Origin of the sequence: Pseudonocardia sp. P1 (assembly GCF_000178675.2) — a bacterium.
Lineage (GTDB): Bacteria > Actinomycetota > Actinomycetes > Mycobacteriales > Pseudonocardiaceae > Pseudonocardia.
This window is the reverse complement of record NZ_ADUJ02000001.1, coordinates 2,508,928-2,525,163: the sequence shown is the minus strand read 5'-3', so window position 1 is coordinate 2,525,163 and position 16,236 is coordinate 2,508,928. Positions and strand designations below refer to the sequence as shown.

The window sequence follows — 16,236 nt, the reverse complement described above, 5'->3', positions numbered from 1 at the left end:
GTCAGCCGGGCGTTCCTCCGGGGCGGACGTGAGTCCCCGGGACCGCGTAGCGGTACAGACCGGGTGCGGCATCGCGCACTGCCGGGATCGAGTTCAGGGCGATCGCCACGGTGCTGCAGACCAGCGGATCGGCGACACCCTCGTCGTCCTCCGGCCGGTGGAGCTCCACCGTGACCGAGACGTCGGGGGCGCCGGTCAGCTCCAGCTCCCAGTGGTCGTGCCGGTGCGGCCCCCATCCCGGGATCTCGTGGTCTCCGACCCAGCGATCCTGGATGGAGACGAACGGCCGACCGTCGACGATCGCACTCCACGTCCAGGCGACCGCACCGATCGAGCCTTCGGGAATCTCGAGTCCCGTCGCGTCGAGCACGATGTCGCGAGTCGCGAGGCCGACCTCGAGCGTGCGCTCGAACCGTTCGACCTCGCCGCCGAGTGACGCGGCGACGAGGGAGAGCGACTCGTAGAAGAACTGCCCGATCATCTCGCCGGTCGGCGAGTCACTGGTGATCCAGTCGGCCGGGCGGCCCATCGCGATCAGGTCCCGCAGCACGTCGACTGCCGGGTAGGTGTTCGTGTCCCACCACTCGGTGAGGAACACGGAGTCCACACGGCGGCAGAGGCTCGACGCGACCTGGCCCAGACGATCCATCATGAAGCCCGGGTTGATGCCGGTGCCGAACAACGTCGCGTTGCCCGCTACCCCGGCGTCGTGGAACCGGCGAGCCGCCGCGTCGCCGTGCACCGCCGGCCAGATGTAGCCCGAGATGGAGATGACGTTCTTGCCGGATCTCAGAAGTGTCTCGACATCGTCGTCGTTCCCTGCCATCAACGATTCGTCCCCACCGCGCGGGCCGATCATCGGCATGTGCAGGACCACATCGGCGTCGAGGCCTGCCACTCCCGTCCGGTTCGCGGTGGCGGGTATCCCGATCTCCTCGATCCCGGCCAGGGTGCCGAGATCCACTCCGTCCTTGTCGGCCGAGTACACGAGCCCGCCGACGAGCTCCAGATCGGGGTGGGCGACGACCTGCCGTACGGCTTCGGCGCCGACCGAACCCACCGCCCACAGAGCAACTTTGATCGTCATTGATCCTCCTCAGTCTCCGGCCTGTCTCGCGCACCCGAGGGACAGAATGAACCTTACAAGGGACAAACTGTCCTTTGTCAACGAGAAGATCCGACGACGCGCCGGAGCGGTCGGGCGGTGGGTAGGGTCCGGTCGTGCCTCAGAAGTCCGGTAGCAGGCGTAGCTCGGCCGAGGTGCGGGCGCTGATCGTCGCGGGCGCAGGGAGGCTCTTCGACGAGAAGGGCTTCGACGGCACGGCCCTCGACGAGGTCGCGCGTGAATCAGGGGTCGCGCGTTCGGTCGTCTACCGCCACTTCGCGAGCAAGTCCGAGCTCTACGTCGATGCCGTGCTGCAGCCGTTCGTCGACCTGCAGAAGAGCTACCTGACCCTGTGGCAGCAACAGGCCGACCAGCCCTGGGACGACGACCGGTACATGCGCGGGATCGTCACGCTGATCTACGACACGTGCACCCTCCACCGGAACGTGATCAACGGCCTCCTCTCCGCCCGGCAGAGCCTCGATCCCGACACCGCCGACCGGCTGCGGACGTCGGTCGGCGGTGTGCTGGACCAGCTCGTGGCGACCGTGCAGCCGGAGTCGGACCGTCGTGGCTGGGTGCCGCCGGAGAGCCTCGAGCTCTCGCTCAAGCTGATGTTCGGGGCGGTCGTGTCGGTGTCGGCGCTCCGGGACACGTTCCTCGGTCCGGACGAGAGCAGTCACCCGGACCGCGACGCCGTCATCGATCACGTGACGAGGCTCTTCCTCTACGGCGCGGGCCTCGACCGGCCCCGGTGACGGTGATGTCCGCGGGCCGCCGGACACCCGGTGCGCCGTGACGGCGGTCGGCCGACGGCTGCCGGGGTCAGCCGGTCACCGGGGTGGAGGCGAGCCGGTGACCCGGCCGGATCCACAGGGGGTACAACAGGGCGCCGAGGCCGGGGAACACCGTGTAGACGGCGAGCCACACGAACGTCCTGGGCCGGCGACGCTGCTCGGGAGGGATGTCGGTGTACATCCAGTAGCCGAGCACCGCCGCGACGGCGCCGAAGTCCGAGAGTCCGGCACTGAGCACGGGGTCGCGGAAGGAGAGCTGGAAGAACCGTCCGATGGCTCCGGTCAGACCGCCGTGCCGCCGGTTCCAGCCCCCGCCGCCCTGGACGAACGCGTGGAAGACGTGCAGGACCAGCAGCGCCACCACTGCGTACGTGGCCACGGGGGAGCGACGGAGTTGCTTTGAATTCATGTTCAAAACAGTACTCGATGCGAGGGGCCGCCGGGCCACGTCGCGGGGGTGCGGCGCTGCGCGGTGAGCCGGGAGCGGCGGGGTGGCAACTGAATTTAACAGAGACTAGAATCAGGATGTGTATCGATGGTCGCAGGCGAACGGGCGGGGGCCACGGCGTGCCGCCGGGTACGAGGCCGAGCGGAGCCACCTCGGAGGCACCGGGGAGCCACTCGTGCTGCTGCACGGCGCGACGTCGTCATGGCGGGCATGGCGCCCCGTGCTGCCGGCCCTCGAGGCTCACCATCGGGTGTTCGCGCCGACCCTCGCCGGCCATCTCAGCGGCACTCCGATCGCGACGGAGCCGGCTCGGATCGTTCCGTCCATCGTGGACGACGCTGAGCGAGCGATGGACCAGGTCGGGATGGCCGACGCGCATCTCGTCGGGAACTCCCTCGGAGGCTGGATCGCGCTGGAGCTGGCGCGGCGCGGGAGGGCGAGGAGTGTCGTCGCGTTGTCGCCCGCCGGTGCGTGGCGGTGTCCCCGGGACCTCGCCCGGTTGCTCCTGGTGTTCCGGTCGGCCGCAGCGTTCGGGAGGCACCCGCTCACTCGGGGGTTGCTGCGGAGTGCAGTCTTCCGCCGCCTCGCGCTGCGCGGGATCGCCAGGTACCCGGAGCGGATGAGCGCTGCCGACGTCGACGACATGCTGGACGACCTGGCAGGCTGCACGATCCTGCCCGACCTGCTCCAGGGGGCCAGGGCGAACGGCGCGATCCGGTCGCTCCGGACCGGGTGTCCGATGATGCTCGCCTGGGGGACGGAGGACCGGCTCCTGCCGTTCGCCCGGTACGGCCGACCCATGGCGGAGTCGGTTCCCGGTGCCGTCGTCGTCCGGCTGCCCGGGGTCGGACACGTGCCGATGGCCGATGATCCGGACATGGTCGCGCGCATCGTCCTCGACTTCATCGCGGGTACCGGAAGCGACGTATCCCCCGGGCGGAGATCCGCGTGATCCGGTCCGGGGTTCGCCGGCGCCCGGTCAGGGCGCGCCGGGAGTGCCGACCGGGGGAGCGAGGGCCTCGAGCGCGGCGAGCGCGTCCTCGAGAAAGCCGAGCAGGCGTTGCAGATGCGGAACCGAGCGCCGGCAACCGCTGATGCCGAACGCGATCTCGTCGGCGTAGGACACCGTGGTGATGTTGAGCGCCTGGCCGTCGACGACGACCGACACCGGATAGTTGTCGGTGAGCTCGCATCCGTCGAGGTAGAGCCGACGTGGAACTGCCGGGATGCTCGAGATGACAAGGTTGAACGGCGGCCGAGGCGGCCCCGGAACGCCCGGGAGCAGGTCGAACGCCATCCCTCCCAGGGTGAGCATGCTGACGGTCGCGGCCGACACCGGGTCGAGCTGTGCCATCCGCTCCTTGCTGCGTGCGGTCGACTCGTGGATCCGCTGCAGGCGCTCCGCAGGGTCGGCGGTGTCCGTACCGAGGTCGCAGAGCACCGCGGCCCACTCGTTGCCGCTTCGCGTCGCCGCGCCGTACGGGTCGAACGAGATCGGGACCATCGCGACCAGCGACTGCTCGGGGAGCGCATCCTCCCGCAGCAGGTAGCTGCGGAGAGCCCCGGCGCACATCGCGAGCGTGATGTCGTTCGTCGTCGTCCCCGTCCGCTTCGCCACGGCTCGCAGTCTGTCCTTCGTCCAGGCGTCCCCTGCGAAGCGGCGGGCGGCTGACACCGGTCCGTTGAACATGGACGGAGGGGCCGAGAACGGCGCGGGTGCCGCCCGGTCCGGGCCGAGGACGTCCGCGGCTCCCTGCAGCAGCGTGGGAGCGGATCGCGCGACGTCCCGGGTGGCGCCGAGCGCGCTCAGCAGCCGGTCCGTCAGGCCGGGCGGCTCCGGGGGCGCGCCGGTACGGGTGCGGCCCATCCACGCGGCTCGTCCGCCACTCGCGGACGGATCGGTGGACAGGCCTCCGAGCAGATGGCGGCCCATGTTGACGCCGTCGAACTGCGAGTGGTGCATCTTCGTCAGCAGGGCGAAGCGGCCGTCGTCGAGGCCCTCGACCAGGCGTGCCTCCCACAGCGGCCGGTCCCGGGGGAGCGGGGTCTCGTGGAACGTGGCCACGTACTCGAGCAGCTCGCGCATCCGTCCCGGCCGCGGGAGCGCTGCTCGGCGGACGTGCAGGGTGGTGTCGAGTGCCGGCTCCTCGGCCCAGGCGAACTGGCCTGCGGTACCCAGGGAGCGGTACGGACGCCTGCGGAACTCGGGCTTGATCTCCGACCTGACCGTCATCCGTGCGTACAGCTCGTCCACGAGCTCCGCGGGTGCTCCCTCCGGCGGACGGAAGATCTGCAACGCGACGACGTGGTTGGGGCTCGCGCTCGACTCCCCCCAGAGATACATGGCATCGGTAGCGGGGACGAGCGGCATCGACGCGACCTCCAGAGTGAGAATTTAGTATAGATTAACTCCGACACGGCGTCGTGTCGCGCCTCACTCCGAGGGCGCGTGTCGGACCCGGCGCGTCCGCCGAGCCGGCTCGAGGCCGAGGTGCTCCTCGGCGGACAGGATGCCGACGCGTCACGGTATTTAATCTGTCATAGAATCGCTTCGCGCCTCTCGGCCGTTCCGCGCGATGTGGAGCGCGGACCATCCCCGTTCGTCCCCGGAGGGACCGCTGTGACGACCGACTCCGACGTCCACGACATTCTCGACGGCTTGTCCGACTTCGTGGACGCAGTCGTCGTTCCGCTGGAGGAGAGCAACGCCGGCGTGCTCGACGACGTCCGTCACCGGTATGCGCCCGATGGTGCTCATGCGCCCGAGGTCAGGGCACTGCTGCGGACGGTGCGCGAGCGATCGGCGGCAGCGGGCTACTACGGGATGTTCGTTCCCGAGGCCATCGGTGGCGGTGGTCTGGGCGCGCTCGCGCTGTACGAGGCCTGGAAGCATCTGCACGCGCGGTACGGACCGGGTCGTCTGCTTCCGTACGCGTCGGTCGCGCACTGGAGCTATGCACCCTCCACGCTGTGCACGCACCTGACGGAGACGGCTGCGGACCGGATGCTCCCCGCGTTCATGGCGGGGACGACGACGAGCTGCTTCGGGATGTCCGAGCCGGATGCGGGGTCCGACGCCATGGCGATGCGCACGGTCGCTCGCCGCGACGAGGGTGGCTGGCGCATCACCGGGACGAAGCAGTGGATCACGAACTCGCCGGAGGCGGACTGGGTCTTCGTCTGGGCCGTCACCGATCCTGTCCGTCACCGCGACCGTGCGGGGGGCATCAGCTGCTTCCTGGTTCCGACATCGGCACCCGGGTTCGCGGTGGACAGCGTCATCACGCTGTTCGGAAGCGCCGGGGGGTACGAGGGGATCATCAGCTTCGACGACGTCCTGGTGCCGGAGGACGCGCTCGTCGGGGAGCTCGATCACGGGTTCCGCCTGGCGCTCGAAGGAGTGTCGACGGGACGTCTGTACAACGCTGGGCGTTGTGTGGGGCTGGCGCAATGGGCCCTCGACAAGGCCGCGGCCTATGCCACCGAACGCCGTGCATTCGGCAGGACCATCGGCGACTACCAGGGTGTGAGCTTCCCGCTGGCGGACTGCGCGGTGGAGATCTACGCCGCGGACGCGATGGCGCGCGAGACCGCAGGGCGTGTCCAGGCGGGCCTCGAAGCCCATCATGAGGTCGCGATGACCAAGGTCTTCACGACGGAGATGTGTTCCCGGGTCTACGAGCGTTGCATGCAGGTGCACGGTGGGATGGGCCTGACCACCGAGATGCGGCTCTATGACGGCTGGCACCAGGCCCGGCTGGTCCGCATCGCCGACGGGAGCGCAGAGGTCCTCCGTCGCAACATCGCGCGGCGGATCCTGCCGAGACGCTGATCGATGAACCCCGGTGTCCGCGCCACGGACGGCGCTCGCCACAGGGGTCACCGGAGCGCCGCGTCCAATCGCCGGACCAGCTCGCCGACCCGTCCGCCCCCGGCCGGGGCGGGCGGGTAGCGCCGCAGGACGTCCACCACCACGGGCGAGGCCCGCTCCCGGGCCAGCGCGAGGTGGCGGGCCCCGACGTCCGCGTCGCCGCCGGCGAGGAGCTCGAACGCCCGCGCGGCGTGCGCGGCCGACCCGAGGACGTGCCGCACCTGGGTCGCCGTCGCCAGCGGGTGCAGGAACGCCGCCCCCGCCGCGTGCCCCGCGGCGCGGGCGGCGTCGCTCGCCGCGGCCAGGCCCGCGTCGCGGGTCTCCTGCGCCGCACGGTGCGCGGCCCACGCGGCGTCCCTCGTCGCCCTGGTGCGGTCGGCGCCCCCGGCGAACGCGTGTGCCGCGTCCACCGCGTCGCGCGGGCGCGGGTCGCCCGGGCGGGCGTGCTCGACGATCTCCAGGGCGGGCCGCGCGCACGCCACGGCGAACGCGGTGACGGCCCGGAGCTCGTCGTGGCCCAGGGGGATCGTCGTCGGGTCGTCCGGCACGGTGTCCCTCCCGGTCAGGGCCGTGTGCCGGGTGCGCGGTCCCGGTACCGCTCGACGACGAAGTCGGCGAACCGGGCCACGACGGGCGGGGCGGGCCGTTCCCGCAGCCAGGTCAACCCGATCGACCGGTGCGCCGTCGCGTCGGTCAGCGGGACGTAGGAGACGCCCGGCTCGGCCCGGTCCGGCCGCGGCTCGGGCACGATCGCGACCCCCAGCCCGGCCGAGACGAACCCCTCCAGCGTGCCGATCTCGGTGCTCTCGAACGCGAACCGCGGGCTGAGCCCCGCCCGGGCGCAGAGCTCGTCGGTGAGCCGCCGCAGGCCGATCGGCGCGCGCAGCGCCACGAACGGGTCCGTCCCCGCCGCCGACAGCGCGACCCGCGGGCGGCCGGCGAGCCGGTGGTCGGCGGGGACGGCGAGGCACAGCTGCTGCCGGTACAGGCCGGTCCAGGCCAGCTCGTCGTCGTCCGGGCGCGGGGCGGTCAGCCCGAGGTCGGCGCGCCCGGCGCGGACGTGCTCGATGATCTCGTGCCCGGCGGCCTGGGTGAGCTCGAAGACGACCCCGGGGGCGTGCGAGCGGTAGGCCCGCAGCATCTCGGGGGTGAGGCCGGCCGCGATCGAGTGCAGGAACGCCAGCCGGACCGTGCCGTGGTCCGGGTCGCGCAGCGTCGCGATCCGGTCCCCGGCGGCGGCCAGCTCGGCGAGGCTGCGCCGGGCGTGTTCCAGCATGATCTCGCCGGAGGCGTTCAACCGGAGCCTGCGGGCGACCCGGTCGAACAGCGGAGCGCCGACCTGGCGCTCGAGCCGGCCCAGCGCGCGGGACAGCGTCGGCTGGGCGACGGAGAGCTTCTCCGCGGCCCGGGTCATGTGCTCGGTCTCGGCGAGCACGACGAACCACTCGAGCTCGTCCAGCGTCGTCACCGCCTCATCATGTCACCGCCCGCGATGCACCACGGACATGACGCGGGCCGGGCAGTCAGACGGGGGCACCCGCCTGGCGGAGCACCTCCCGGGCGTGCGCGAGCACCGGCGCGTCGATCATCCGGCCGTGCAGGCGGAACACTCCGCCGCCGGTGTGCTCCCGTGCCGCGTCGAGGACCTCGCGGGCCTCGGCGACCTCGTCGTCGGTCGGCAGGAACGCCTCGCGGACCACGGTGACCTGCTTCGGGTGGATGCAGGCCTTCGCCGCGTACCCCGAGCCGACGGCCGACTCGCTGTCGGTGCGGAGCGTGTCGAGGTCGTCGATGGCGACGAGCACCGTGTCGACCGGGGTGACCCCTGCGGCGCGCGCGGCGTAGAGGATCCGGATGCGGGCCTCCTCGACGGCCGGGCGGTAGCCCCCGCCGGGTGCGCGGCCGGGGCGTCCGCCCAGGTCGGCGACCAGGTCCTCGCTGCCCCACATCAGCCCGGTGCAGTTCGGTGCGGCGGCGATCTCCGGTGCGGCGAGGACGCCGGCCGCGGTCTCGCACAGCGCGATCACCGGGCGCGGCGCCAGCGCGGCGACGTCGGCGGCGCGGGCGGCCATCGGCAGCATCACCGCGACGTCCGGGTGGCCGGCGAGTGCGGCGACGTCGGCGTCGTGCCACGCGGTGCCCGGGGCGTTGACCCGGACGACCACGGCGGCCGGGTCGAGCTCCGCCAGCCCGGCGACGACGGCGGCGCGCGCCGCGTCCTTGCCGTCCGGGCCGACCGCGTCCTCCAGGTCCAGGATCACCGTGTCGGCCGCGGCCGCCGCCTTCGCGTACCGCTCGGGTCGGTCGCCCGGGCAGAACAGCAGGGCCGGGCCGCGCAGCGTGTAGCCCGTGTCCGTCGTCGTGTCCGTCATCCCCGCTCCAGTCCGCCGCGCTTGACCAGCTGTGCGGCGATCACGTTCCGCTGGATCTCGTTGGTCCCCTCGCCGACGATCATCAGCGGAGCGTCGCGGAAGTACCGCTCGACGTCGAACTCGGTGGAGTAGCCGTAGCCGCCGTGGATGCGGACGGCGTTCAGCGCGACCTCCATCGCGATCTCGGAGGTGAACAGCTTCGCCATCCCGGCCTCCATGTCGCACCGCTCGCCGCGGTCGTACTTCTGGGCGGCGTAGAGGATCAGCTGCCGGGCGGCGGTGATCTTCGTGGCCATGTCGGCGAGGTGGTTGCCGACCGACTGGTGCTGCCAGATCGGCTTGCCGAAGCTCTCCCGGTCCTGGGCGTAGCGCAGGGAGTCCTCCAGGGCGGCGTCGGCGACGCCGAGCGCGCGGGAGGCGACCTGGATGCGGCCGGTCTCGAGGCCCTTCATCATCTGGCCGAAGCCCCTGCCGGGGGTGCCGCCGAGGACGGCGTCCGCGGGGACCCGCATGCCCTCGAAGACCAGCTCGCAGGACTCGACGCCCTTGTAGCCGAGCTTGGGCAGATCCTTGGACACCGTGAGGCCGGGGCCGTGCTCGACGAGCAGCACCGAGATGCCCCGGTGCTTGGGCTCGGCGGCCGGGTCGGTCTTGCACAGCAGCGCGATCAGCCCGGAGCGGCGGGCGTTCGAGATCCAGGTCTTGGACCCGTTGATCACGTAGCCGTCGCCGTCGGACGCGGCGTGGGTGGCCATGTTCTGCAGGTCGGAGCCACCGCCGGGCTCGGTGAGCGCCATCGTGGCGCGCAGCTCGCCGGTGGCCATCCGCGGCAGGTAGCGGTCCTTCTGCTCCTGGGTGCCGAACTCGACGAGCAGCTTCGCGACGACGGTGTGCCCGCCCATCGCGCCGGCCAGGCTCATCCAGCCGCGGGCCAGCTCGGCGGTGACCAGGGCGTAGCAGGGCATCGAGACCGGGGCCTCGCCCCAGGGCTCGGGGACCGCGAGCCCGTAGATGCCGAGCTCCTTCATCTGCTCGATCCACTTCTCGGGGTACTCGCCCGAGTGCTCGACCTCGTTGACCGAGGGCTTGACCTCGCGGTCGACGAAGTCGCGCACGACGTCGACGACGGCCTGTTCCTCGGTGCTCAGCACACCCATGACTCGGTTCTCCTGCTGGTCGTGGTGGGGGTCGTCGGCCCGGTCTCAGCCGAGGTGGACGGTGGCCGTCAGCGAGGGCTGCACGCCCTCGGCGGCGACGGCGACGGTCGCCTCGGCCCCGCTCCGGTCGCCGGTCGCGACGAGGGCCGACGGCACGAACGCCGGGCGGGCGAGCCGGTACTCGAACCCGGTGACCCGGTCGGACGGTGCGTTCTGCCGGGGGAGCTCCAGGGCCAGCAGTGCCATCAGCGGGCCGTGGATCACCAGGTCGGGGTAGCCCTCGACGCCGGTGACGTAGGGGAGGTCGTGGTGGATGCGGTGCCCGTTGTAGGTCAGCGCGCTGAACCGGGACAGCAGGACGGAGTCGGTCGGACGCCGCAGCCGCCACGCGCCGCCGGGATCGGGCTGGTCGGCGACCGGACGCTCGACGACGCGGCGCTCGGTGCCCTCGGGCTCGGAGCGGTAGACGATGTCCTGCTCCTCGACCGCGACGACGTCGTCGCCCCCGTCGACGGTCAGCTCGTGGCGGACCGTCACGAACAGCATCTCGCCGGACCGCCCGGACTTCGGCTTGACGGTGGTGACGGACGACCGGCTCCCCAGCACCGAGCCGAACGGGATCGTGCCGTGGGCGTGGAAGCGGCCCCCGGCGAACATCCGGCGCCGGCCGGGTACCGGCGGGAGGAACGGGCCGTCGGTGGGGTGACCGTCCTCGCCGATCTCCGAGGTGCGCGGGTGCGGGAGCAGGAGCAGCCAGTGCCACATCGGGGGGAGCGCGGCGCCGTCGCGGAGATCCGGCACCGGGGCGTCGAGCAGGTCGGCGAAGGCGGCGGCGGGCCACGGGTCGACCCGCCTGCTGTCGGTGACCTGCGGCGGGTCCCAGTCACGGACCAGGTCGGCCAGGACTCCGGTGGCGGCGGTCTCGGGCACGTCACTCCCTCGTTCGACGGCTCGGGGCGGGGCCGGCGCCCGTCGTGGTCGCCGGCCGGTCGGGATCAGTCTCCGCCCCCCGGCGGCCCTGGGGGAAATGACCGTTGGTGGGTGATCCCATGTGTCCGGGACATGGACGCGGGGGACGCCCGGTGGGCACGTCACCGGATCGGGGACCGGTTGTTACCCGCGCGACTCCTGCGCTCCGCCTCGCCGGAACATCGCCTGGGCACGCTGGGGTCATGAGTGAGAGCAGCACGCAGCACGCGGACGCCGGGTGGCCGCACCCGGCGAGCGAGGCGGCCCGCCTCGACGGCCGCTACAGCCCGGACCGGACCGGGGCACCGACCCGGCTCACCGACGACGCCGGCATCCACCGGGACTGACCGGCGCACGACCCGACCCGGCCGGGGTCAGTCCGAGCAGACGCCCGGGCACCGCCCGAGCGTGCCGTGGAAGGTGACGGTGGTCCCGCCCGGGCCGCGCTCGACGCGCACGTCCTCGGTGACCGCCTCGATCATGCCCAGCCCGCGACCGCGGCAGCCGTTGTCCTCCGGCGGTTCCCGCCAGGAACCACGGTCGGAGATCTCCATCCGCACCCGGGCGCCGTCCGCCGTCCCGCGCAGCGAGACCGTGCCGGACGGTGCCGCCCGGTAGCCGTGCTCGACGCAGTTCGACACGGCCTCGTTCACGGCCAGCACCAGGTCCTGCGCGATCTCGCACGGCCGGTCGGCGCCGCACAGCGACGTCAGCCAGCGGCCGGTCTCCCGGCGCGACCGGCCCGCCGCGCCGGGATCGGCGGGCAACTCGACGTGCAGACGCGGTCCCATGGGGGCTGGGGTACCCCGACCGGTGCACCCTGATGCGTGCCCCCGGCCACACCGCGTGCACCGCATCCCCCGTCCGGTGCGGCGTCGCGGCCGATCCGGTGCGGTTCGACGCGCGGGCCCCCCGACGCCGCCCTATCGTCGCTGGTGATGAGACCAGACCACCGCCTTCCGTGGGTGCGGGATGGCTGAGCCGGACACCCGGATGGACACCGCGACCGTCGACACCGACGACGAGTACGCGCACCTCGACGCGCCGCTGCGGGCCTTCGCGGCCGCACCGGCCGACGACCCGGAGCGCGCCGCACTGCGCGAGCAGCTCGCACGGGGATTCCATCCGGTCGTCCGGCACATCGCCGGGCGCTACCGGCACCGCGGTGAGCCCGCCGACGACCTCGAGCAGGTCGGCGCGATCGGCCTGCTGAACGCCCTCGACCGGTTCGACCCGGAGCAGGGGACCCCGTTCCTCGCCTACGCGGTCCCGACGATCACGGGGGAGATCCGGCGGCACTTCCGGGACCGGACCTGGTCGATGCGGGTCCCCCGGCGGCTGAAGGACTTCCAGACCCGGATGACCCGCGCCCAGGAGGAGCTGGCGGTGCGCCACGGCCGGGCACCGAAGGTGTCCGAGCTGGCCGAGCACCTCGGGACCAGCCGGGAAGAGGTCATCGAGGGTCTGCAGGCGCAGGACTCCTACCGGTCGGACTCGCTCGACCGGCTCGCCGGTGACACCGAGAGCCCGCTCGGCGAGATCGTCGGAGGGGCCGACGCCGGCATCGGCACCGTCGAGGACAGGGAGGCGTTGCGCCCGGCGTTGCGCCGGCTCCCCGAGCGCGAGCGGACCATCCTGCTGCTGCGGTTCTTCGGCAACAGGACGCAGACCCAGATCGCCGAGGAGGTCGGGTTGTCCCAGATGCACGTCTCGCGGCTGCTCGCCCGCAGCCTCGCCACGCTGCGCCGGCACCTCGTCGAGGAGCCCGGTGGGGACTCCGTGTCCCCGATGTCCGACGCGGGGTGAACGCCGCCCCGGCGGGCCGGGGTGAACGCTGCCCCGGCGGGCGTCGGGGCCGCGTCGCCGGTCACATTGCGTGTTTGCCGGGCGGTCACCGGGGAACCCTCCTGTGTTCGCGCACGACACCTCCCGATCACGGGGCCGGTGCTCGTGCGACACCGTCGTCGTCCCGCACGGGGCGCGGGCGCGCCGCCGACCCGGCCGGGTGCACCGGGGCCCGACCCGGGCCGCACCGCCGGCACGTCGCCACGCCCGCTCCGGCCGGGACAAGGGGAGGACCTGGTATGGCCAAGAAGGACAAGAAGGACAAGAAGGGTTCCGGCGCTGCCGCCGAGCAGACCCTGACCGCCTCCGCCACCCGGATGGAGCGGGCGGCCGAGCGGGCCGAGCAGGCCGCCGTCCGCGTGCAGCGTGCGGCTCGCATCGCCACGGAGGCCGCCGACTCCGTGGCCGGTGGGTCCGGCGAGTCGGCGGGCGCGACCACGGAGAAGGCCGGGAAGTCCGAGAAGTCCGGGAAGTCCGAGAAGGCGGAGAAGGCCGGGAAGAAGTCCGGCAAGAAGGACGGCAAGAAGGCCCGTCGCGCGGAGGAGAAGGAGGCCGAGCAGGCCGTCCGCGCCGCGGCGAAGGCCGAGAAGAAGGCCAAGGCCGAGGCCGACGAGCAGCGCAAGGCCCAGAAGGACGCCGCCAAGGCCGAGAAGAAGGCCGCGAAGCAGGCCAAGGCCGCCCGGCTCGAGAAGGTCGCGAAGCGCGAGAAGGCGGACAAGGCGGAGAAGAAGGCCCGTCGTGCGGCGACCGAGAAGGTCGTCGCCGAGAAGCCCGGCTCCGGCGTCGGCGCGCCGGAGACCGCGCCCGCCGACCGGGAGGCCCGCCGTCGCGAGGCCGAGCGTGAGGCCGCCCGGATCGCCGCCGCCGTCGAGCACAAGGTGGACAGCGACCAGCCGGCCGAGGTGCATCACACGAACGCGATCCGCAACTGACGCGTTCGTCGTAGTCCCGCACGCCCGGGCCCTCCGTACGGGGGTCCGGGCGTGTCCGTGTTCTCACACATGAGTGGATGTTCAGTCTTGCAGGGTTGCGCTGCGCAGCCGTAGCGTTCCGGCGAACCGCTGGACCTGCGAGGAGAACACCCGTGCACATCGCCGAGGGCTATCTGCCGCCGCTGCACGCGGCGGCCTGGACCGTCGTCGCCGCGCCGTTCGTGGTGCACGGCGCGCGGGCCGTCGTCGTCCGGGTCCGGGAGGACCCGGACACCAAGCTGCTGCTCGCCGCGGCCGGGGCCTTCACCTTCGTGCTGTCCGCGCTGAAGATCCCGTCGGTCACCGGGTCGTCGTCGCACCCGACCGGCACCGGACTCGGTGCCGTGCTGTTCCGGCCACCCGTCATGGCGTTGCTGGGGACGGTGGTGCTGTTCTTCCAGGCCGTCCTGCTCGCCCACGGCGGCCTGACGACACTCGGCGCGAACGCCTTCTCCATGGCGATCGCCGGGCCCTGGATCGCCTACGGCGCCTACGTCCTGGTGCGCCGGCTCGGCGGCGGGCTCGGGCCCGCCGTGTTCGCCGCCGCGTTCCTCGGCGACCTCGGCACCTACACGATCACCAGCGCGCAGCTGGCGCTGGCCTTCCCGGACCCCACCTCGGGGTTCGGCGGCGCCTTCGTCACGTTCGCCTCCATCTTCTCCCTCACCCAGATCCCGCTGGCGGTCGCCGAGGGGCTGCTGACGGTGCTGGTCGTCCGGCTCCTCGTGAGGATCACCCCGGACGAGCTGCGCCGGCTCGGCGTGCTGCGCCCGAAGGACACCGCCGGTGACGGCGCCGCGTCGAAGGAGGCATCGGCGTGAGCCGTTCCACCCTGGTCAACGTCCTGCTCGTCGTCGCCGTCGTCGCGCTGTTCGCGATCCCGGTGCTGTTCGTCCCCGGCGAGTACTCCGGGGCCGACGGCCAGGCCGGCGAGGCCATCGAGGCGTCGGGCTACGAGCCGTGGTTCTCCCCGGTGTGGGAGCCGCCGTCGGGCGAGATCGAGTCCGGCATCTTCGCGCTCCAGGCCGCGGCGGGTGCCGGTGTCCTGGGGTACTGCCTCGGCGTCGCCCGGACGCGGTCGAGGCAGCGGGGCGCGGACTCCGCGCCGACCGAGACCTGATGCTGCTGATCGACGAGATCGCGCACGCCAACCGCTGGCGGGGCAGGCACCCGGGGGAGAAGGCGTTCCTCGCGCTCGGCCTGCTGGTGCTGGCCGTCGCGCTCCCGCCGTGGCCCGGCGCGCTGCTCACCGGCACCGCAGCGGTGGCGCTGCTGCTCGCCGGTGCCCGCGTCCGGCCCGGGACGGCGCTGCGGCTGCTGCGGCTCCCGCTCGGATTCGTGCTGGTGGGGGCGTTGCCGCTGCTGGTCACACTCGGCGGGGACCCGTGGCTCGCGCTCGCGCCGGGCGGCCCGGCGCGGGCCGCCGAGCTGGTCGGCCGCTCCATGGCGGCCGTGGGCTGCCTGATCCTGTTCGCCGCGACGACCCCGCTCGCCGACACGCTGCCGCGGCTGCGGTTCGTGCCGCCTGCCGTCCTGGAGATCACGTTGCTGATCTACCGGATGCTGTTCCGGCTGCTGGACTCGCTGAACGCGGTGCGCGAGGCGCAGTCGCTGCGGATGGGGTTCCGGACCCGCCGTGCCACCTTCCGGTCGCTGGCCGGGCAGGGGAGCGCGGTGTTCGTGCGTGCCTTCGACCGGGCCCGGCGGCTGGAGGCGGGCCTGGCGTCGCGCGGGTACGACGGCAGCCTGCGGGTGCGGGTGACCTCCCGGCCGGTGTCGCCGCGGTTCGTCGCGGCGAGCGCGGCGCTGCTGGTCGCGGTCGGTGCGACGGCGCTGGCGGTGCGCGCGTGACCGCCCCGGTGCTGGAGGCGCGCGGCGTCGCCTTCGCCTACCGCGACGGGCCGCCGGTCCTCGACGGCGCCGACCTCGCCGTCCGCACCGGACGGCGGCTGGCCGTGCTCGGACCGAACGGCGGCGGCAAGACGACGCTGTTCCGGTTGCTCCTCGGGCTGCTCGAACCGGCCCGGGGCGAGGTCCTGCTCGACGGTGCCCCGCTCGACCGGTCCCGCCGCGGGCTCGCCCGGCTGCGCGAGTCCGCCCAGCTCGTCCTGCAGGACCCCGACGACCAGCTGTTCGCCGCCGACGTCGCGCAGGACGTCTCGTTCGGCCCGCTCAACCTGGGCCTGCCCGACGCCGAGGTCGACGCCCGGGTCGGCGAGGCGCTGGCGGCCGTGGGGATGGCGGAGCTCGCCGACCGGCCCACCCACCGGCTCTCGTTCGGCCAGCGCAAGCGGGTCGCGATCGCGGGCGCGCTCGCCGTCCGGCCGCGCATCCTGGTGCTCGACGAGCCGACGGCCGGGCTGGACCCGGCCGGGGTGGAGGAGCTCGTCGCCGTCCTGGGCCGGCTGCACGACGAGGGCACCGCGGTCGTGCTGTCCACGCACGACGTCGACCTCGCGCACCGCTGGGCCGACGACGTCGCGGTCGTCCACGACGGGCGGGTGCGCCGGGGGCCGTCGGCCGAGATCCTGGGGGACACCGGGCTGCTCGCCGCGGCCCGGCTCGGTCCCGCCTGGGCGCCCGCGGTCGCCCGGCTGCTCGCCGCTGCCGGGCACCCCGGGCCCGCCCCGCGCACCGCGGCCGAGCTGCACGACGTGCTGACCGCCCTTGCGCTGCGAGAGGGAATAGCGAGAGGGTGACG

19 protein-coding genes are annotated in these 16,236 nt (G+C 73.1%); 10 read left to right on the top strand and 9 right to left on the bottom strand.

Annotated elements, in window-relative coordinates:
- Nucleotide 1 precedes the first annotated feature (1 nt).
- Nucleotides 2-1,087 carry a hypothetical protein gene (locus PP1_RS11160; RefSeq protein ID WP_139323788.1) on the bottom strand — a complete coding sequence of 362 codons (1,086 nt, stop codon included), beginning with the start codon at nucleotides 1,085-1,087 and terminating at the stop codon, nucleotides 2-4.
- A gap of 134 nt (nucleotides 1,088-1,221) precedes the next feature.
- Between PP1_RS11160 and PP1_RS11155 the strand changes: the two genes are divergently transcribed.
- Nucleotides 1,222-1,863 carry a TetR/AcrR family transcriptional regulator gene (locus PP1_RS11155; RefSeq protein ID WP_083697031.1) on the top strand — a complete coding sequence of 214 codons (642 nt, stop codon included), beginning with the start codon at nucleotides 1,222-1,224 and terminating at the stop codon, nucleotides 1,861-1,863.
- A gap of 67 nt (nucleotides 1,864-1,930) precedes the next feature.
- Here the strand turns inward: PP1_RS11155 and PP1_RS11150 are convergent, their stop codons facing one another.
- Nucleotides 1,931-2,281, bottom strand: a complete 351-nt coding sequence (locus tag PP1_RS11150) for a hypothetical protein (RefSeq protein ID WP_202796363.1) — start codon at nucleotides 2,279-2,281, stop codon at nucleotides 1,931-1,933.
- A gap of 148 nt (nucleotides 2,282-2,429) precedes the next feature.
- On the opposite strand from PP1_RS11150, the gene PP1_RS11145 reads away from it, so the two are divergent.
- Nucleotides 2,430-3,302, top strand: a complete 873-nt coding sequence (locus PP1_RS11145; RefSeq protein WP_139323789.1) for an alpha/beta fold hydrolase — start codon at nucleotides 2,430-2,432, stop codon at nucleotides 3,300-3,302.
- Nucleotides 3,303-3,329: 27 nt separating this feature from the next.
- Here PP1_RS11145 and PP1_RS11140 read toward each other — a convergent pair whose 3' ends face one another.
- Entirely contained in the window at nucleotides 3,330-4,721 is a 1,392-nt protein-coding gene (locus PP1_RS11140) for a wax ester/triacylglycerol synthase family O-acyltransferase (protein WP_029239476.1), read from the bottom strand.
- Between the two features lie 249 nt (nucleotides 4,722-4,970).
- Between PP1_RS11140 and PP1_RS11135 the strand changes: the two genes are divergently transcribed.
- Complete coding sequence (locus PP1_RS11135; protein WP_010228983.1) at nucleotides 4,971-6,182, top strand: acyl-CoA dehydrogenase family protein; 1,212 nt, start codon at nucleotides 4,971-4,973, stop codon at nucleotides 6,180-6,182.
- A gap of 47 nt (nucleotides 6,183-6,229) precedes the next feature.
- On the opposite strand, the gene PP1_RS11130 is transcribed toward PP1_RS11135, so the two are convergent.
- From PP1_RS11130 to PP1_RS11110, 5 genes are read right to left on the bottom strand one after another with little or no spacing between them, the layout of a single operon-like run.
- Entirely contained in the window at nucleotides 6,230-6,769 is a 540-nt protein-coding gene (locus PP1_RS11130) for a putative immunity protein (protein WP_075313996.1), read from the bottom strand.
- Nucleotides 6,770-6,783: 14 nt separating this feature from the next.
- Nucleotides 6,784-7,689: a LysR family transcriptional regulator gene (locus PP1_RS11125; RefSeq protein ID WP_010224590.1), complete on the bottom strand. Its 906-nt coding sequence runs from the start codon at nucleotides 7,687-7,689 to the stop codon at nucleotides 6,784-6,786.
- A 55-nt stretch (nucleotides 7,690-7,744) separates the two neighbouring features.
- On the bottom strand, nucleotides 7,745-8,593 hold the full coding sequence (locus tag PP1_RS11120; RefSeq protein WP_010224589.1) for an HpcH/HpaI aldolase/citrate lyase family protein: 849 nt from the start codon (nucleotides 8,591-8,593) through the stop codon (nucleotides 7,745-7,747).
- Nucleotides 8,590-9,750 (bottom strand): acyl-CoA dehydrogenase family protein, encoded by a 1,161-nt coding sequence (locus PP1_RS11115; RefSeq protein ID WP_010224588.1) that lies wholly within the window; start codon nucleotides 9,748-9,750, stop codon nucleotides 8,590-8,592. Before PP1_RS11115 ends, PP1_RS11120 begins: the two co-directional genes overlap by 4 nt.
- A 45-nt stretch (nucleotides 9,751-9,795) precedes the next feature.
- Nucleotides 9,796-10,680, bottom strand: a complete 885-nt coding sequence (locus PP1_RS11110; RefSeq protein WP_010224587.1) for an FAS1-like dehydratase domain-containing protein — start codon at nucleotides 10,678-10,680, stop codon at nucleotides 9,796-9,798.
- A gap of 242 nt (nucleotides 10,681-10,922) precedes the next feature.
- On the opposite strand from PP1_RS11110, the gene PP1_RS11105 reads away from it, so the two are divergent.
- Entirely contained in the window at nucleotides 10,923-11,066 is a 144-nt protein-coding gene (locus PP1_RS11105) for a hypothetical protein (RefSeq protein WP_010224586.1), read from the top strand.
- 27 nt (nucleotides 11,067-11,093) lie between these two features.
- Here the strand turns inward: PP1_RS11105 and PP1_RS11100 are convergent, their stop codons facing one another.
- Complete coding sequence (locus PP1_RS11100; RefSeq protein ID WP_010224585.1) at nucleotides 11,094-11,510, bottom strand: ATP-binding protein; 417 nt, start codon at nucleotides 11,508-11,510, stop codon at nucleotides 11,094-11,096.
- Nucleotides 11,511-11,691: 181 nt separating this feature from the next.
- Between PP1_RS11100 and PP1_RS11095 the strand changes: the two genes are divergently transcribed.
- The 6 genes from PP1_RS11095 to PP1_RS11070 all read left to right on the top strand — a co-directional run bounded on the left by PP1_RS11095 (nucleotide 11,692) and on the right by PP1_RS11070 (nucleotide 16,234).
- Entirely contained in the window at nucleotides 11,692-12,525 is an 834-nt protein-coding gene (locus tag PP1_RS11095) for a SigB/SigF/SigG family RNA polymerase sigma factor (RefSeq protein WP_010224584.1), read from the top strand.
- A 278-nt stretch (nucleotides 12,526-12,803) separates the two neighbouring features.
- On the top strand, nucleotides 12,804-13,496 hold the full coding sequence (locus PP1_RS11090) for a hypothetical protein (RefSeq protein ID WP_010224583.1): 693 nt from the start codon (nucleotides 12,804-12,806) through the stop codon (nucleotides 13,494-13,496).
- A 152-nt stretch (nucleotides 13,497-13,648) separates the two neighbouring features.
- Nucleotides 13,649-14,356 carry an energy-coupling factor ABC transporter permease gene (locus PP1_RS11085; protein ID WP_010224582.1) on the top strand — a complete coding sequence of 236 codons (708 nt, stop codon included), beginning with the start codon at nucleotides 13,649-13,651 and terminating at the stop codon, nucleotides 14,354-14,356.
- On the top strand, nucleotides 14,353-14,655 hold the full coding sequence (locus tag PP1_RS11080; protein WP_010224581.1) for an energy-coupling factor ABC transporter substrate-binding protein: 303 nt from the start codon (nucleotides 14,353-14,355) through the stop codon (nucleotides 14,653-14,655). Before PP1_RS11085 ends, PP1_RS11080 begins: the two co-directional genes overlap by 4 nt.
- Nucleotides 14,655-15,386: a cobalt ECF transporter T component CbiQ gene (gene cbiQ, locus PP1_RS11075; protein ID WP_075313997.1), complete on the top strand. Its 732-nt coding sequence runs from the start codon at nucleotides 14,655-14,657 to the stop codon at nucleotides 15,384-15,386. The genes PP1_RS11080 and cbiQ overlap by 1 nt, the downstream gene beginning before the upstream one ends.
- On the top strand, nucleotides 15,383-16,234 hold the full coding sequence (locus PP1_RS11070) for an energy-coupling factor ABC transporter ATP-binding protein (RefSeq protein ID WP_075313998.1): 852 nt from the start codon (nucleotides 15,383-15,385) through the stop codon (nucleotides 16,232-16,234). The genes cbiQ and PP1_RS11070 overlap by 4 nt, the downstream gene beginning before the upstream one ends.
- The last annotated feature ends 2 nt before the right edge of the window (nucleotides 16,235-16,236 follow it).